Raw genomic sequence first — 15,524 nt, 5'->3', positions numbered from 1 at the left:
AATTTCACCTTGGATAGAAGCATGGCTAATTATCTAAGGTGATTTTTTTGCGTATTAAAGCAAATAATTCTTAATATGTACGATTTAATAATCATTGGTGGAGGTGCAGCAGGCTTTTTTACGGCTATCAATACAGCCGAAAGAAACAGAAATTTAAGGATAGCAATTCTGGATAGAGGAAGAGATGTTCTTCAAAAAGTGAAAGTATCGGGTGGAGGTAGGTGTAATGTTACTCATGCCTGTTTTGACCCGGCAACACTCATTAATTATTATCCACGTGGCAATCAGGAATTGTTGCAACCTTTTCAGCGATTTAATCCTACCCATACGATTGAATGGTTTGAAAGCAGAGGAGTAAAAATCAAAAAGGAAACTGATGGAAGAATGTTTCCGATTAGCAATTCTTCACAAAGTATTATTGATTGTTTTATAGAAGCCTGCTATAAAAACCGAATAGAAATCATTAAAAATACCAGAGTAGAAAGCATTGAAAGTTCAGGAGAAGAATGGTTAGTGAATGCGATGGGTGAGAGACAGTTACAAACCAAAAAATTAATGATTGCTACCGGAAGCGACACTGCGGTATGGAAACTATTAGAAACCCTTGGGGTAAATATCGTTTCGCCAGTACCCTCTCTGTTTACTTTCAATATTAAAGACGAACGTATTCAGGATTTAATGGGAATCAGTGCCGAAAATGTAGTTTGTCAGCTTCAGAATGGTAAGGACAAAGCATTGAATACTTTCTCTTCTGATGGCCCTATTCTTATTACGCACTGGGGACTATCTGGCCCTGCTATTCTGAAATTATCTGCCTGGGCTGCCAGAGAACTGAACGAGTTAAATTATGAGTTTGATGTTGTAGTCAATTGGCTAGGTAAAACTGACCTTGAGAAAGTAAGGCGACATTTGCATCAACAAATCTCTAATCAGCCCAAAAAGAATGTACTGTCTAATCCTGAATTTGGCGTATCTATTCGCCTTTGGAAAAGTCTTTGTATTGCTGCAGGGATAGGAGAGTACCAGAAATGGGCAGAGACCGGCAAAAAGCATATTATTAAATTAGTGGAACAACTAACAGCCAGTAAGTTCAAAGTAAATGGCAAAAGTACCTTTAAAGAAGAGTTTGTTACAGCCGGAGGAGTTGACCTATTAGAAATAGATTTTGAAAAGTTCAGCCTGAAAAAATACCCAAACCTGTATTTGGCGGGAGAAGTATTAAATATTGACGCCATAACAGGAGGCTTCAACTTTCAGGCTGCATGGACAGGAGGATGGATTGCTGCCCAAAGCCTAGGTTGATTTCTTTTTCCTTGCGGCCTGAAGCATTTCTGTGAAAACAGACTTTTCATTAATTTCATCTAAAATCAAGGCTTCATTTAATACTTCCAGAAAAGCTGTCTCCTTGTTTTTGAGGTCATTTATATCAGTAAGGGTAATTCCATGTATGTATCTCCTGCCTTTGGCATCTAATAGCCCTTGTTCATTGGAAAGTTGAAAGCCTCTCAAAAAACAAAGCTCAAGCCCTTTTGTCGGATGTACTTTACCAAAATAACAAACATCCTGCTTTACCTTAAACATGGGCGTATTGATTTCAAGATGCTCTCGTATCCTGGGATGGGCATTCAGAATCAGGATTCTCAGCCTTTGCATAAGGTGTTGTAAATGAGGTATTTGATGGTCTATAAAATCATCAACTGATATGTACTTTATCATCTTTCTTAATTAATGAGCCTACTATCATACCTGTGATACTTGCCAATAAACCCCAAATCATGCCTGGAATCTCAGTTGGGTAAAACTCCAGATATAGCCAAACGCTTGTTCCTCCAACCATCGAACAAACCGCCCCCAGGGCTGTTGCTCTTTTCCAATACAGACCAGCCACCAAAGGAGTAAACAATGCCACTAAGCTTAAAGACGAAGACTCACCCACTAATTCATAAATTTCTGATTTATAAAGAGATAGCCCAACGCTAATAATTGTAATGCCTATCACTGATAAGCGCATGATTTGCAACAATCGCTTATCAGAAATCTTTTCGCCATATAAGGGTCTTAAAAGGTTTTCTCCGACAACTGTGGCAGGTGCGAGAATCGCACCACTGCAAGTACTTAAAATAGCAGAGAGTAAGGCACCAAAGAATAAAATCTGCATTCCCAAACCTGAATGATGGAGCACTAAAAACGGAATGGTCATTTGTGTATCACCGACTTTAATATCAGGATATAATAGAGAACCACAAAGTGCAATGACCAGTGGCATGCAGGCAATAGATAAATACATAAACGCAGACCAATAGGCACCTCTGACAGCTACTTTTTCAGATTTGGCTGATAATACCCGTTGAAACACATCCTGCTGTGGAATTGAACCCCAGCCAATGGTTATCCATGCACCAAAATAGGTTACCCAGCTTGTCACTGAATGTTCTTTAGGAATAAATCGGAAAAAATCCGGTGGAGTTCTGGCCACCATCTGCCCCCAACCTCCAATTTCTGTTACCAATTCTACCATCAGAATAAGCATGCCCACGATAATGATAGCAGTCTGAACGGTATCAGTAACAGCCACTGACCACATGCCGCCCACATAAGTATAAAAAACTACGACCGATGCACATATCAGAATTCCATATATAAAAGGGATACCTGCCACTGCTTGCAGAACAATGGCTAATGCTACTAGTTGCGCCGCAATCCAGCTAAAATAGGAGGGAATGAGAAATAGTGCTGAAATCCATTCTACATTTTTATTGTATCTGATACTGAAGTAATCACTAAAAGTTAGTATATTTAATTTGTATAGAGGACGGGCGAAGAAAAGACCAATTAATAATAAACATAAGGAAGCACCAAAAGGGTCTTCAATAACACCAATTAATCCGTTTTCCATAAATTCAGATGAGGCACCCATTACTGTTTCTGAGCCAAACCAGGTAGCAAAAAGGCCGGACGCCACTACATAAGTTGGCATTTTTCTTCCGGCAATAGCAAAATCATCAGCTGTTTTTACAAATCTGGATGCAAACCATCCTATGAACACAGTACCTAATAAATACAGAACAATAAACGTTAAAAGCATACTAAGGTTTTGGTAATTGAATTACTGGATTTGAAGTTTTGAAAATAGTAATTTTTCTTCTTTGATTCTCTCTAAATTGTAATTTTTATAAGATTTTCTTTACGCTTAATAAATTTTATTCCTAATCGGAAAGTAAATACGTTTTTTAATATAAAATTTGTGACTTTATTTTTTAATTTCAGTCCAAATTACCAAACATTCGTTAAATCCTATTTTTAATTAAATAATGCGCAAGTGTGACCCATCTTATTGAGCGATTTACAGAGATTTTAAAAAAAGGGAAATATAACTCCCAGACTATTGCTGCTTACCGTAATGCCATTTTTGTTTTTTATAACCATTTCCGTGATTTACCCCAGAGTAAAATTACAGATGAACTGGTTTCGAATTACCTCTTAGAATTAAGTGAAAAAAAAGGCGGATCTACGGACGCTGCTAAACAAGCGGGGAAGGCAATAAAACTTTTTTATGAGGTGATTTTCAAGCGTAAGCTTGGTATTAAAGCCTCCGGAGAAATGAAAGAGGATACATTACCTGAGGTTCTTTCAGAAAATGAGGTAGAAAGTATCATTAGCGTGCTTGATAATCCTAAACATAAGGCCTTAATGGCCACTATTTATGCGATGGGTTTAAAATTGAGTGATATTCTGGTTATGAAAGTTGAAGATTTGGATATGGAATCAAAACATGTGATGGTTCCACCTTCTAAAACTGATAAGGGACGAAAGTTGAGAATGCCTAAGAAACTGATTCCCATTTTAATTGCCTACTTTGATAAGCATAATCCGAAAGAGTTATTGTTTGTGGGAGAAAAAGGGAAGCCGTATAGTCCCCGAAGTGTACAATTGGTATTTCAGCAAGCTTTAGCAAAGGCTAAAATAGAAAAAAATGCAACGGTTCATACCCTAAGACATAGTTATGCGGTGCATTGCCTGGAAAGAGGCATGGATATCCATTTATTAAAAGAAATTCTGGGGCATAAATATCTTCAAACCACTTCAATGTATTACCAGATTGCTCAGATTGATCTGGCTAATATCAGGAGCCCTTTTGAAGACCTGGAGTTATCATAAAACAAAGACCGTAAAATAGTTAAGTTTTACGGTCTTTATTTTATAGCTTAGTCTTCCATACTTGCTTCTTTCAATACTATACTCTTCTTTTTCAGCGAGTTTAATTCTAATTCACCTAGTTCAGTTCTGTTTTTGGCTACATCAATAGCTGTATATATGGCATGAATCATTGATAATTCATCCGCCTCATTTTTACCAGCTATATCATAGGCAGTTCCATGATCTGGAGAAGTTCGAACTTTAGGTAGCCCAGCGGTAAAATTTACGCCATTCTCGAATGCTAACATTTTAAATGGCATCAACCCTTGGTCATGATACATAGCAAGTACAGCATCATATTGTTTCCATGAAGCTGTTCCAAAGAAACCGTCAGCCGGAAACGGCCCGAAAACCAAAGTGCCTTTCTTTTTGATTTCAATTAAGGCAGGATGGATGATTTCTTTTTCTTCATTGCCTAATAGTCCATTTTCTCCTGCATGAGGATTGAGTCCTAAAACTGCAATGCGAGGTTTCTGAATACTAAAGTCTCTTTTAAGTGAAGTATGTACCTGTTCAATTTTCTTAATAATCAGTTCTTTGGTGATGCGATTTTTTACCTGATCAATTGGTATATGGCCTGTTACTACACCTACTTTTAATTGCTCACTTACCATAAACATCAAGACATCCTCCATCTCAAACTCCTTGGCTAAATATTCGGTATGTCCGGGAAATTTGAATTCTTCGCTCTGAATATTATGCTTGTTGATAGGGGCCGTTACTAAAGCATCAATCTTTCCAGCCTTCAGGTCAGCAACTGCTCTTTTTAAAGCCTCGAAAGCAACTTTACCAGCTTCCGGTGTTATTTTTCCAGGTTGAACTTCTAAGTTCTGATCATTCACACAATTCAGCACATTTACCTGTTTATGATTAACCTGTTCAATTTTCTGAATTGTAAAAAACTGCCAGTCTTTCAGTTCTAATTGTTGACGATAACGATTAATGACTTTACCGGAACCATAAATAACAGGAGTACAAATTTTATTTAAACGATTTCCTCCAACTGCTTTTAGTATTACTTCTGGTCCTATACCATTAAAATCACCAATACTAATGCCTATGACAGGTTTATGTTGTTCGCTCACTTGTCTATTGATTTTATTATTTCAATTCTTGTTTTAATTATATAGCATAAACGGTATTGATAGAATTACCTCTCCCTTAACGTTTATTCTTAAAAATATGTTTGACAATTTTACCTGTAAACGTAATTTTGCCGCAATTTACTGACAAACATACGAAAAAAAAATACAGTGGATACAATTAAGCCCGATAATCAAAGTTCTGTTTTAATAGTTGACGAAATGCACGTGAGCCTGATACCTATGTTAGAAAAAATAGGTTTTACCCCTGATTATCAGCCAAAAATTAAAAGACAGGAAATTATAGATATTCTCGGTAATTATGAAGGGTTGCTTATCAGGAGTAAAACCAAAGTTGATGAGGAACTATTGAAGAATGCCCACCAACTAAAGTTCATTGGTAGAGCAGGAGCTGGCATAGATTTAATAGATGAGGTGGTTGCAGCAGAAAAAGGTATTACTGTTTTTGCTGCGAACGAAGGAAACCGTGTGGCAGTAGCGGAACATGTAATTGGGATGCTTCTTGTTTTATTTAATAATCTGCAGATAGCTGACAGACAAGTGAGAGAAGGCAAATGGTTGAGAGAAGAAAATAGGGGCTATGAGCTATTAGGCAAAACAGTAGGAATTATTGGCTATGGAAATAATGGTTCAGAAACCGCCAAACGATTAGCTGCTTTTGGCTGTAAAGTTCTGGCCTATGATAAATACAAAGTAGGTTTTTCAGATGAATGTGCCACTGAATCAACCATGCAGGATATTTTTGATCAAGCTGATATTTTAAGTTTACATATACCACTTACCAAAGAAACCTTTCAGTTAGTCACTCCGGAATTTTTAAATTCATTCGCTAACGATATCTACTTTGTGAATGCCTCTCGTGGAGAGGTAGCCGTTTTAGATGCTGTTTTAGAAGGCTTAAATTCAGGTAAAATAAAGGGTGCTTGTCTTGATGTATTGGAGAATGAAAAGCTGAGTCAATTAACCCCTGTTCAGAAAGATATTTTTGAGCAATTAATCAAGTCTGATAAAGTAATTTTTAGTCCGCATATTGCAGGATGGACACATGAATCTTATGTTAGAATTAATGAAGTATTGATAGAGAAAATTCAGAAGCTATTTATTTGATACTCACACAAAAAATAAACACCGATAAAGCCATCGGTGTTTATTTTATTGAAAGAATGCTATCAGCGTTTCTTTTTCTTAGGAGTTTCTTCTTCCTCCTCCTCTTCTTCATATTCTTCCTCGTCTTCTTCGCTTTCTTCCTCTTCTTCATCGTATTCCTCCTCATCTTCTTCACTTTCTTCCTCTTCTTCATCGTATTCCTCCTCATCTTCTTCGCTTTCTTCCTCTTCTTCATATTCCTCTTCTTCCTCCTCACTTTCTTCTTCTTCGTATTCTGCACCTACCTCTTCCTCCTCTTGTTCTTCGCCTTCCTCTTCAGGCTCATCGCCATAAGTAAAGCTATAATCTTCATCAATGGCGTTTTTAGTACAAAGTTTATCGAGTTCTTCTACAAAACCATCCGGGTCTTCTGTCAGTATTTCAAAATTAGTAATATAGGTATACTCAATCTCACTTTCTTCATCGAGTTCTGAATAATAATCGAAATAGAAATCTTCTTCGCTTTCAGCATACTTCAGGCACAATTTCTCAAGCTTGGTCGCAAATTTTTCTGTATCTTCTACATTAATCCAAAATTCGTTAATATACATCATGCCATCCACAGCAAAGTTTGAATCATCACTCTCATCCCAAACGCCATCGCTGAAATCAAGATTTTCTACTGATTTTATTATCCAGGAATCGTTGCCATTGTATTCATTATGAATAATATAGTCGTAAGGAATATAGCAATAACCTTTATCTCCCCAGTTTTTACCCCAGGAATTACGGATGATAAACATCTTGTCAGGGTCTGAATATCCAACACAAAGCATTGCATGCCAGCCATGGGTTTCTCTCACATTGTCCGATTTACGAGGCATGGGTACGCGGCCTTTGTTTTTATTGGCATCGTCAAATGATTGGAATGTATTCAGACAAAAAGCAATCGGATAGCCCTCTGCTAAGGTATTTTTCCAAAGATTAAGATCTAATTCGATGTATTCAGCATCAACAATTTTGAAATTAGCCCCGTGATCATAAGCAGATTGTTCGGGTTCATACAAAATCATGGTTTTATCATTAGGCCATAATTCTTCAGAGCAGGCACCATATTCTTTCAACCCTTCAATCGCATTGTACATAATTGAACCGCAATCCTGATCTTGTGAATCATCCAGATAGCGGGCATTATAATAAATGTACAAGCGACTCACATCACTTGCTTCACCCAAAGTTCTTTTGGCAAGGTATTCATAGGCTCCGGCAAAAGCATTGGCTACGCAGCTATTACCAACCTGCATTTCCACCTCTGTCAGGTGGTCTCTTAAATCAACTTTTGAGGGCAGTTTATCAAATTTACCTGCTTGTTTTCTTTTTACATCCGCGGGGATTGCTCCGGCACGATAGCCGCCGATTCTGTTTTCCATTTTGTTTAGGGAGTGGTTAATTTAATTAATAATAGGTATTGAAAATTCTACAAAAATACTGAATTGTCATATTATTGGGCAAATAACTGCAAATAGTTATTTTCTTTTGAACGCATGAGTTTTTCCTCCTCATCGGTTTTATCCAAATAGCCACATAGGTGCAAGACACCGTGTACTAATACACGTTTCAATTCGTATTCAAAACTAACCTCAAATGTCTTTGCATTATCTTTTACCCGATCAATACTGATAAAAATATCTCCCTCAATCAACTCTTCTTCTTCCGAATTATCAAATGTAATAATATCAGTCAGATAGTCATGGTCAAGGTATTCAATGTTAACTTTCAATAGATAGTCATCTGAACAGAACACATAATTAATATCACCTAATTTAAATCCCTCGCTCTCAATGACACTTTTCAACCAGCTTTTTAACTTGACTTTCTGTTGAATCTTAATATCAATATCTTCTAAATGAAAATTTATCATCCCCTAGTAATTTTAGCTTTGTTATATTAACTCTTTAGCAATGGTTTTCGTTTGTCTAAGGTCATCAAAAACGCTGGTAGTAGTACCAAGTTTGAAATCATACCCATTAGCAAGGTAATTGAAACCAGCGTGCCGAGGAATACTGTTCCTTTAAAGTTTGAAGCTACGAAAATACCAAAGCCAAAGAACAGAATAATACCCGTATAAAACATGCTAATACCTGTATACATGATAGTTTCAGTAATAGCCTGAGAAACAGTCATACCTCTGTTAACAATTTCGTCTTTATATTTTGTGAGGAAGTAAATCGTGCCATCGGAGGATATTCCAAAAGCTATACTGAAAACCAGTGTAGTAGTAGGTTTTAACGGGATACCCAGGTAACCCATTACTCCGGCAGTAATAATCAATGGGATAATACTAGGCAGAGTGGATATTAATATCATACGCACATCAAAAAACTGTGTGGCCATTACTACACATACAAGCACAATCGCTAAAGCTGTACTTTCAACCAGGTTTTTTAACAGGTAATTATTCCCTTTCATAAATACCACTCCATTTCCTGTTACTTTAGCTTCCACTTGTGCTTCTTTAGATAACCATTGTCTGGCATCCTTGTCGTAGTTAAAGATGGTGTCTATTTTAGGTTGGAGCGCATCAGCCAATTCTTTGATTCTGACGGTTCCTGCATCTGCACATTGAAAACTGATACGTGTATATTGTTTAGTGCTATCAATAAACGAAGCAAAAAGATTTTCTTTGCCTTTCACACTTCCTGCGTAGTTGGCTAATTTTTGTAATTCCAGAGCTCCTGGTAACTGATAGTATTTTTCATCACCACCTCTATAACCCTGATATACAAACTTGATGGCTTCTACTACAGAAATCGGATTGGTAAACTCTTTATATTTGGCAAACTCTCTTTGCATCACTTTAATTTTATTTAGAATCTGCGGATTCAGAACGCCATTTTCTTTTTTGGTATCTATCACTACTTCAAAAGGCACAACTCCATGAAAATGCTTCTCAATAAATTTCAGGTCTGCATAAATAGGATCGTTCTGAGGTAAATCATCTACTATGTAGCCTATAGCTCTTAATTTAGCCATACCAAAGACTGAAATCACAACCAACACGCCAATAAACGTATACAAAGCCGTTCGACGCGTATGTACCAATGTATTGACGAATGTCAAGAATGAAGTGATATATTTGTTTTCTAAATGGCGAACATTTTTAGCACTTGGTGGCGCGCTATAACTCAACAAGATGGAAATTAATATGAGGGATACAGCCCATGTGGCCATGATACAAATGGCTGATACCAAACCAAATTCTAATAATAAAGGGCTACCTGTAAAGTAAAAGACAAAAAAACCGATAGAGGTAGTAACGTTAGCAAGGAAAGTTGTTTTTGCAATTTTCTCTACGGCTACTGACAACGCGCGCATCTTATCTCCATGTTTCTGAAATTCCTCCTGATACTTATTTACAAGGAAAATAGTATTAGGTATACCAATTACGATAATAAGTGGAGGAATCAGGCCCAGAAGTATGGTGATTTTATAACCTAACAATACTATTATTCCCACTGACCATACCACAGATATCATTACTAGTAAAGCAGTAAATAAAGCTGTGCGAATAGAGCGGAAGAAAAGAAAAAGAATACCAATAGTAACCAGAAATGCCAGAAACATGAACTTAATCATTTCTGCAGTTACTTTAGAAATAAAATTGGTTCGGATAAATGGCATACCGGAAAAATGCATCTCAATACCATTTTTCTGCCCGAATGCTCTTGCTTCTGCTTCAATTTCTCTGGTTATAGTAATCCTTCCTTTACTATTCAATTTGGCCTGATCGAACGTAATAGCCATGAGATGTGCATTACCTTCTGTACTATATACGAAACCTCTGTAAAAGGGGAATGTCTCAATTTTCTTTCTGATAGAATCAACCTCCGCTTGAGTAGATGGTCTTTGAGCTATGATTGGCTTAAAGTCAAAACGCATTAAGCTATCATTTCTTACTATTTCGAAAAGATTGGCATTTGATACCACATTCTTAATACCCTCAATACTTTTAACTGATTTGGTTAAGTCATACCATTGGTTAAAAACGGGTAATTGATAGATTTTATCTGATTCGATGGCAATCACCATTACATTCCCATCCTCTCCGAAACGTTTCTTGAAATCTTCGTATAATTTGAAATTATCATCAGTTTGAGGGAGAATTCTTGCCAGCTCATAAGACATCTGAATTTGCGATGCTTTGTAAGCCATCAAGCCAGTAATAAGGGTTAAAAATACAAGCCAGCTTCGACGATTCTTTAAAATAATTTTCGAAATATTATACCAGAACATATTTTAGGTTTAGCCTTTAGTAGGAATGAAGCTTCAAAATTAACTTTTTTTAATGAAAAGGCGTGAAGAAATGTATAGTTATGCCGAATGAGTAGATTAATTCGCATCTTTTGACCGCTCTAAAAGCTCTTTCGCTCCCTGAATTGGAAGCATTTTTCCTGATAGAATGCTTTCTTTGATACCTGAAAACTTATCTTTAACAACTGGATTATTATAAAAATCTTCCTCTAATGTTTGGCGTATAAAAGTATACAACCACTCGACATTCTGTTTCTTCCGATTCTGTTCCCAGAAGCCGCTCAACTGCATTTTTTGAACATAATTCTCGATTGTTTCCCATATTTCAATTATTCCTATATTATTCAGTGCGGAACATGTTAAAACCGGTGTCTGCCAATTATTATGAGATGCAGGATAGAGGTGGAGTGCATTCAAATACTCGAGCCTTGCATTTTTTGAAGATTGCAAATTATCTCCATCAGCTTTCGTGATGACTATGGCATCAGCCATTTCAATGATGCCCCGTTTAATGCCCTGCAGTTCATCGCCTGCACCTGCCAGCATCAATAGTAAAAAGAAATCCACCATTTCTTTTACAACCGTTTCTGATTGGCCTACGCCAACGGTCTCAATAATGATGATTTGATAACCTGCAGCTTCACAAAGCAAAATAGTTTCCCTGGTTTTATTGGCAACTCCACCCAAAGTACTTCCGGCAGGGGAGGGACGGATATATGCCAAAGGGTCATGAGCTAACTCCTCCATGCGGGTTTTATCTCCCATAATACTCCCCTTGGTAATCTGACTTGTCGGGTCAATAGCTAAAACGGCAATCTTCTTATTTTGAGCAGTAATACTTTTGCCAAAAACTTCAATAAAAGTACTTTTACCTACACCTGGCACACCTGTAATGCCTATCCTTATTGATTGACCAGTATGCGGTAAAAGTTGTTCCAATAAATCCTGGGCTAAGGCTTTATCTTGTGGTAACCGGCTTTCAATGAGTGTAATAGCACGGCTAAGGATAACACGATTCCCCGATAGTATTCCGTCTATATACTCCTGTAATAAAAGCCTTTTTTGCATATTTCTCTTTTTTAGGTTTAAAGATAATAGCGTTTATTCGGATAAATCAACAAGATGATACTACAATTTATCTACCTTAATCTGATATTTTATTTTTTCACAAGGAATTTTTAAAGTTTCCAACAAATCTACTAACTTGCGGTCGAAATAATAAACCCCTTCACAAACAAATGAATTTTCCTTCAGATTTACGCTACACCAACGAACATGAGTGGATCAGATTAGAAAGTGGCAATATAGCAGTGGTTGGTATTACTGATTTTGCGCAAGGCGAGCTGGGTGACATTGTTTTTGTTGAAATAGAAACAGCAGGACAAGAACTTGGTGCAAATGATATTTTCGGAACGATTGAAGCTGTAAAAACAGTTTCGGATTTATTTTTACCAGTTGCTGGAAAAGTAATCGAAGTTAATTCTGCTTTAAATAATAACCCTGAATTATTAAATTCAGACCCATATGGTGAGGGTTGGTTGATAAAATTAGAAGTATCAAATCCAAGTGATATAGAGACCTTATTAGATTCGTCAGCCTATCAAAATATTATCTAACAAATAAGATCATGATAATCGAATCAAAGATTTTTTAAATGGAGATGCCCTGCTAAGGGCATTTTTTTTGAATTTTTATAGGAAAATGAAAACTTTGCTTAAATCTGTAAAGATAATTGACAAGAAATCTGACTTTAATGGTCAGATAAAAGATATGTTAATAGAGGAGGGGAAAATCAGTAAAATTGCTGATAAAATAGAAGAGAAAGTTGATAAATTGATTGAGGGTGAAAATCTGCATGTATCAACCGGTTGGATTGATATGCGGGTATCACCTAAAGACCCAGGTTATGAGTCTAAAGAAGATTTAATCTCTTTATGTAAGGCGGCGGCAGCAGGAGGTTTTACAAGAATTGTTACATTGCCTAATACTAAGCCAACAGTTCAGACCAAGGAATCAATTGCTTATTATAAAGGATTCTCAAAAACACAGTTAGTCGATATCCTTCCGGCTGTAGCAGTTACCAAATATTGTGAAGGTAAAGATTTTACCGAAATGCTGGATCTGCACAATGCCGGAGCAGTGGCTTTTACAGACGGTGAACACCCACTATGGAATGCAGATATTTTATTGAAAACTTTGCAGTATCTCTACCCGATTAATGGCTTCTTAATGAATCGTCCTGAAGAAACTACTCTTACACTATTCGGACAAATGCACGAAGGTATTGAAAGCACTCTATTGGGTATGAAAGGCATTCCATCAACAGCCGAAGAAATAATAGTGATGCGAGATTTAAAGTTGTTGGAATATGCTTTTAGTCAGGTTTCAGAAAAAAGAGCGCATTCAGCTTTACATTTTTCTACAATCTCTACCAAAAGAGCGGTTGAGTTAATCAGAGATGCAAAAGCTAAAGGATTGCCAGTAAGTTGCGATATTGCTGCCCACCAACTAGCGTTTACTGATACTGATTTAAAAGAATTTGATACAAATCTGAAAGTTAATCCACCTTTCAGAAGCAAAGCAGATATTGAAGCCTTACAAGCCGGACTAGCTGATGGAACGATTGATGTAATTGTATCTGACCACAATCCTCAAGATGAAGAATCTAAGAATTTAGAGTTTGATATGGCAGATTTCGGAATTATAGGTTTAGAAACAGCCTTCGCGGTTGCAAATACTCACAGTAATATACCAATTGAAACACTTGTTGAGAAATTGACAACTAATGCATCTCATTTACTACGTTTGCCAGAGGAAAAAATTCAGGAAGGTGGAGTTGCTAATCTGACCATATTTAATCCTGATCTAAAATGGACTTTTACAGAAAAAGATATTCGTTCAAAATCTAAAAATACACCGTTTGTTGGTCATGTGTTGAAAGGCAAAGTAGTAGGAGTAATAAACAAAAACCAAGTTGCTTAGTTAAGAGTATAATCTATATGTTAAAAAATAGAATTGTCAGACATTCGCTTTATTACGGAGGCATCGCTGCTGTTATTTGCATAGTAGTAGCTTTAATTCAGTTTTATGGCATTCATAAAAGCCCGTTCGGGCGTTATAAGTTACCCGCATTTGGTATCAATGTATTATTTATCTTAATTGCTATCTGGACGTATCGTGCTACTAACAGAGGCACCTTAACCTTTACAGAGGGATTTTCAGTTGGATTTCTCACCAATTTTTTTGCTGCACTTATTACCGCAACTTTTTACTATTGCTTTGTGAAATTCACAGGCAATGAATCTATTTTACTTTGGGTTAAAGAAAATGTTGAGGCAATTATGAAAATCAAAGAAAGCCATATAAAAAACTTTGGTTTGGAAGATTTCTCAACCTTACTAAAACAGGCTAAACAAGTACCAACAGCAGGATATGTTTTCTTAGATGAACTGGGTAAAAAACAGATTTGTATCATAGCCGTAACTATTATTTCTCTGATTTTCAGAAGACATACGTATACGGTTTCATAAAACTTTGATATATTTATTTTCCTTTTTTATCACCTTAATCTTATCAACATTATGGAAAAACCGTCAACAGCTCGCATTGCACTTAAATGGGGAATCATCTCCGCCGTTATTATCATAATCTTCAGTGTTGCCTCATTTATGACAGGCTTATTCAAAAATACAATCAGCTCTTATATCCCATTCTTGTTTCTATTAGCAGGAATTATATTTGCTATAAGAGAATATAAGACATTGAATAATAATTTCCTTGGTTTTGGAGAAGGACTTGGTATTGGAACCCTGACAAGTGCAGTAACCGGCTTAGTGGCATCAATTTTCTCTTTTGCCTATATCATGTTTATAGATACTACTATTATGCAACAAATTGCAGATATGCAACGTGAGCAACTGGAATCAAGAGGTATGACTGCAGAACAAGTAGAGCAAGCCATGGAAATGGCAAGTAAATTTTCAAGTCCCGGAATATTATTTATCGTAGGTATATTAGGGTATATATTTTTTGGCTTCATTTGGTCGTTAATAGTTTCAGCAATTTTCAAGAAAGATAAACCTGAAATGAATTTTTAATACATGCTTACAATTTTTAGAAAAGAACTCAATAGTTTTCTCAATTCATTAGTGGCCTACATTGTCATTGGAGTTTTTCTGGTACTAGCAGGCTTGTTTACATGGGTATTTGAAGGCAATGTATTAGATTATGGCTATGCTGATCTAAATAGCTTTTTTCAATTAGCACCCTATATTTTTATTTTTCTGATTCCATCAATTACGATGCGCCTTTTTTCGGAAGAATTCAAAACCGGAACTATTGAGTTACTTTTTACAAAGCCATTGACCGACTGGCAGATCATTTTAGGTAAATTTCTTGCTGCTTTTATTTTAATTGTTGTAGCACTCTTACCAACTTTCTTATATTATTATTCTGTCTACGAATTAGGAAACCCGAAAGGGAATGTAGATACATCTGCCATTGTAGGTTCTTATGTAGGACTCTTCTTTTTAGGTGGTGTTTTTGCGGCTATTGGTTTATGGGCTTCATCTCTCACAGATAACCAAGTTGTGGCATTTATTATCGGTGCTTTGGCTTGTTTCCTTTTATATGATGGACTACATCAATTGGCACAATTGTTCAACGGTTCAACTCAATACTTGATTGATTATACAGGTCTTAGCTATCATTATGAATCAATCGGACGAGGGTCGATAGATTCTCGTACTTTGGTCTATTTTCTTAGCGTCACAATATTAATGCTGTATCTGACTAAAGTTCAGGTATCAACAAAGAAAAGTTAGTCCT

At 36.4% G+C, this 15,524-nt stretch carries 15 protein-coding genes; 8 read left to right on the top strand and 7 right to left on the bottom strand.

What is annotated here, in order from left to right; all coding sequences use genetic code 11:
- Positions 1–75: 75 nt before the first annotated feature.
- On the top strand, positions 76–1,302 hold the full coding sequence (locus D0T08_RS22860; RefSeq protein WP_116985079.1) for an NAD(P)/FAD-dependent oxidoreductase: 1,227 nt from the start codon (positions 76–78) through the stop codon (positions 1,300–1,302).
- Here D0T08_RS22860 and D0T08_RS22855 read toward each other — a convergent pair.
- Entirely contained in the window at positions 1,294–1,716 is a 423-nt protein-coding gene (locus D0T08_RS22855; RefSeq protein WP_116985078.1) for a DUF1801 domain-containing protein, read from the bottom strand. The genes D0T08_RS22860 and D0T08_RS22855 overlap by 9 nt on opposite strands.
- Positions 1,694–3,085 (bottom strand): sodium:solute symporter family protein, encoded by a 1,392-nt coding sequence (locus D0T08_RS22850; RefSeq protein ID WP_116985077.1) that lies wholly within the window; start codon positions 3,083–3,085, stop codon positions 1,694–1,696. Before D0T08_RS22850 ends, D0T08_RS22855 begins: the two co-directional genes overlap by 23 nt.
- Before the next feature lie 236 nt (positions 3,086–3,321).
- Between D0T08_RS22850 and D0T08_RS22845 the strand changes: the two genes are divergently transcribed.
- A complete protein-coding gene (locus D0T08_RS22845) occupies positions 3,322–4,158 on the top strand; it encodes a tyrosine-type recombinase/integrase (protein WP_116985076.1) in 837 nt (278 codons plus the stop codon).
- A 47-nt stretch (positions 4,159–4,205) separates the two neighbouring features.
- Here D0T08_RS22845 and pdxA read toward each other — a convergent pair whose 3' ends face one another.
- Entirely contained in the window at positions 4,206–5,282 is a 1,077-nt protein-coding gene (gene pdxA / locus D0T08_RS22840; RefSeq protein WP_116985075.1) for a 4-hydroxythreonine-4-phosphate dehydrogenase PdxA, read from the bottom strand.
- 168 nt (positions 5,283–5,450) lie between these two features.
- Here pdxA and D0T08_RS22835 point away from each other — a divergent pair, with 168 nt between their 5' ends.
- Positions 5,451–6,407 carry an NAD(P)-dependent oxidoreductase gene (locus D0T08_RS22835; RefSeq protein WP_255413526.1) on the top strand — a complete coding sequence of 319 codons (957 nt, stop codon included), beginning with the start codon at positions 5,451–5,453 and terminating at the stop codon, positions 6,405–6,407.
- A gap of 62 nt (positions 6,408–6,469) precedes the next feature.
- Here D0T08_RS22835 and D0T08_RS22830 read toward each other — a convergent pair whose 3' ends face one another.
- The 4 genes from D0T08_RS22830 to meaB all read right to left on the bottom strand — a co-directional run bounded on the left by D0T08_RS22830 (position 6,470) and on the right by meaB (position 11,765).
- Positions 6,470–7,816, bottom strand: coding sequence for a C1 family peptidase (locus tag D0T08_RS22830; RefSeq protein ID WP_116985074.1), 1,347 nt, complete (start codon positions 7,814–7,816; stop codon positions 6,470–6,472).
- Between the two features lie 71 nt (positions 7,817–7,887).
- On the bottom strand, positions 7,888–8,307 hold the full coding sequence (gene ybeY, locus D0T08_RS22825) for an rRNA maturation RNase YbeY (RefSeq protein WP_116985073.1): 420 nt from the start codon (positions 8,305–8,307) through the stop codon (positions 7,888–7,890).
- Positions 8,308–8,333: 26 nt separating this feature from the next.
- Entirely contained in the window at positions 8,334–10,598 is a 2,265-nt protein-coding gene (locus D0T08_RS22820; protein WP_310586296.1) for an MMPL family transporter, read from the bottom strand.
- Positions 10,599–10,775: 177 nt separating this feature from the next.
- Positions 10,776–11,765: a methylmalonyl Co-A mutase-associated GTPase MeaB gene (gene meaB, locus D0T08_RS22815; protein ID WP_116985071.1), complete on the bottom strand. Its 990-nt coding sequence runs from the start codon at positions 11,763–11,765 to the stop codon at positions 10,776–10,778.
- Positions 11,766–11,935: 170 nt separating this feature from the next.
- On the opposite strand from meaB, the gene gcvH reads away from it, so the two are divergent.
- From gcvH to gldF, 5 genes are all read left to right on the top strand, one after another.
- Positions 11,936–12,313 carry a glycine cleavage system protein GcvH gene (gcvH, locus tag D0T08_RS22810; RefSeq protein ID WP_116985070.1) on the top strand — a complete coding sequence of 126 codons (378 nt, stop codon included), beginning with the start codon at positions 11,936–11,938 and terminating at the stop codon, positions 12,311–12,313.
- Positions 12,314–12,398: 85 nt separating this feature from the next.
- A complete protein-coding gene (locus D0T08_RS22805; protein WP_116985069.1) occupies positions 12,399–13,679 on the top strand; it encodes a dihydroorotase family protein in 1,281 nt (426 codons plus the stop codon).
- A 17-nt stretch (positions 13,680–13,696) separates the two neighbouring features.
- The gene (locus D0T08_RS22800) at positions 13,697–14,227 is read left to right on the top strand and encodes a DUF4199 domain-containing protein (protein ID WP_116985068.1); all 531 of its coding nucleotides are present in this window, start codon (positions 13,697–13,699) and stop codon (positions 14,225–14,227) included.
- 51 nt (positions 14,228–14,278) lie between these two features.
- The gene (locus D0T08_RS22795) at positions 14,279–14,794 is read left to right on the top strand and encodes a DUF4199 domain-containing protein (protein ID WP_116985067.1); all 516 of its coding nucleotides are present in this window, start codon (positions 14,279–14,281) and stop codon (positions 14,792–14,794) included.
- A gap of 3 nt (positions 14,795–14,797) precedes the next feature.
- The gene (gene gldF, locus D0T08_RS22790; RefSeq protein WP_116985066.1) at positions 14,798–15,520 is read left to right on the top strand and encodes a gliding motility-associated ABC transporter permease subunit GldF; all 723 of its coding nucleotides are present in this window, start codon (positions 14,798–14,800) and stop codon (positions 15,518–15,520) included.
- Positions 15,521–15,524: the final 4 nt, after the last annotated feature.

The organism is Emticicia sp. C21 (genome assembly GCF_003418935.1).
In the GTDB taxonomy this organism is placed as follows: Bacteria; Bacteroidota; Bacteroidia; order Cytophagales; family Spirosomataceae; genus Emticicia.
This window is presented reverse-complemented; position numbering and strand designations above follow the sequence as displayed.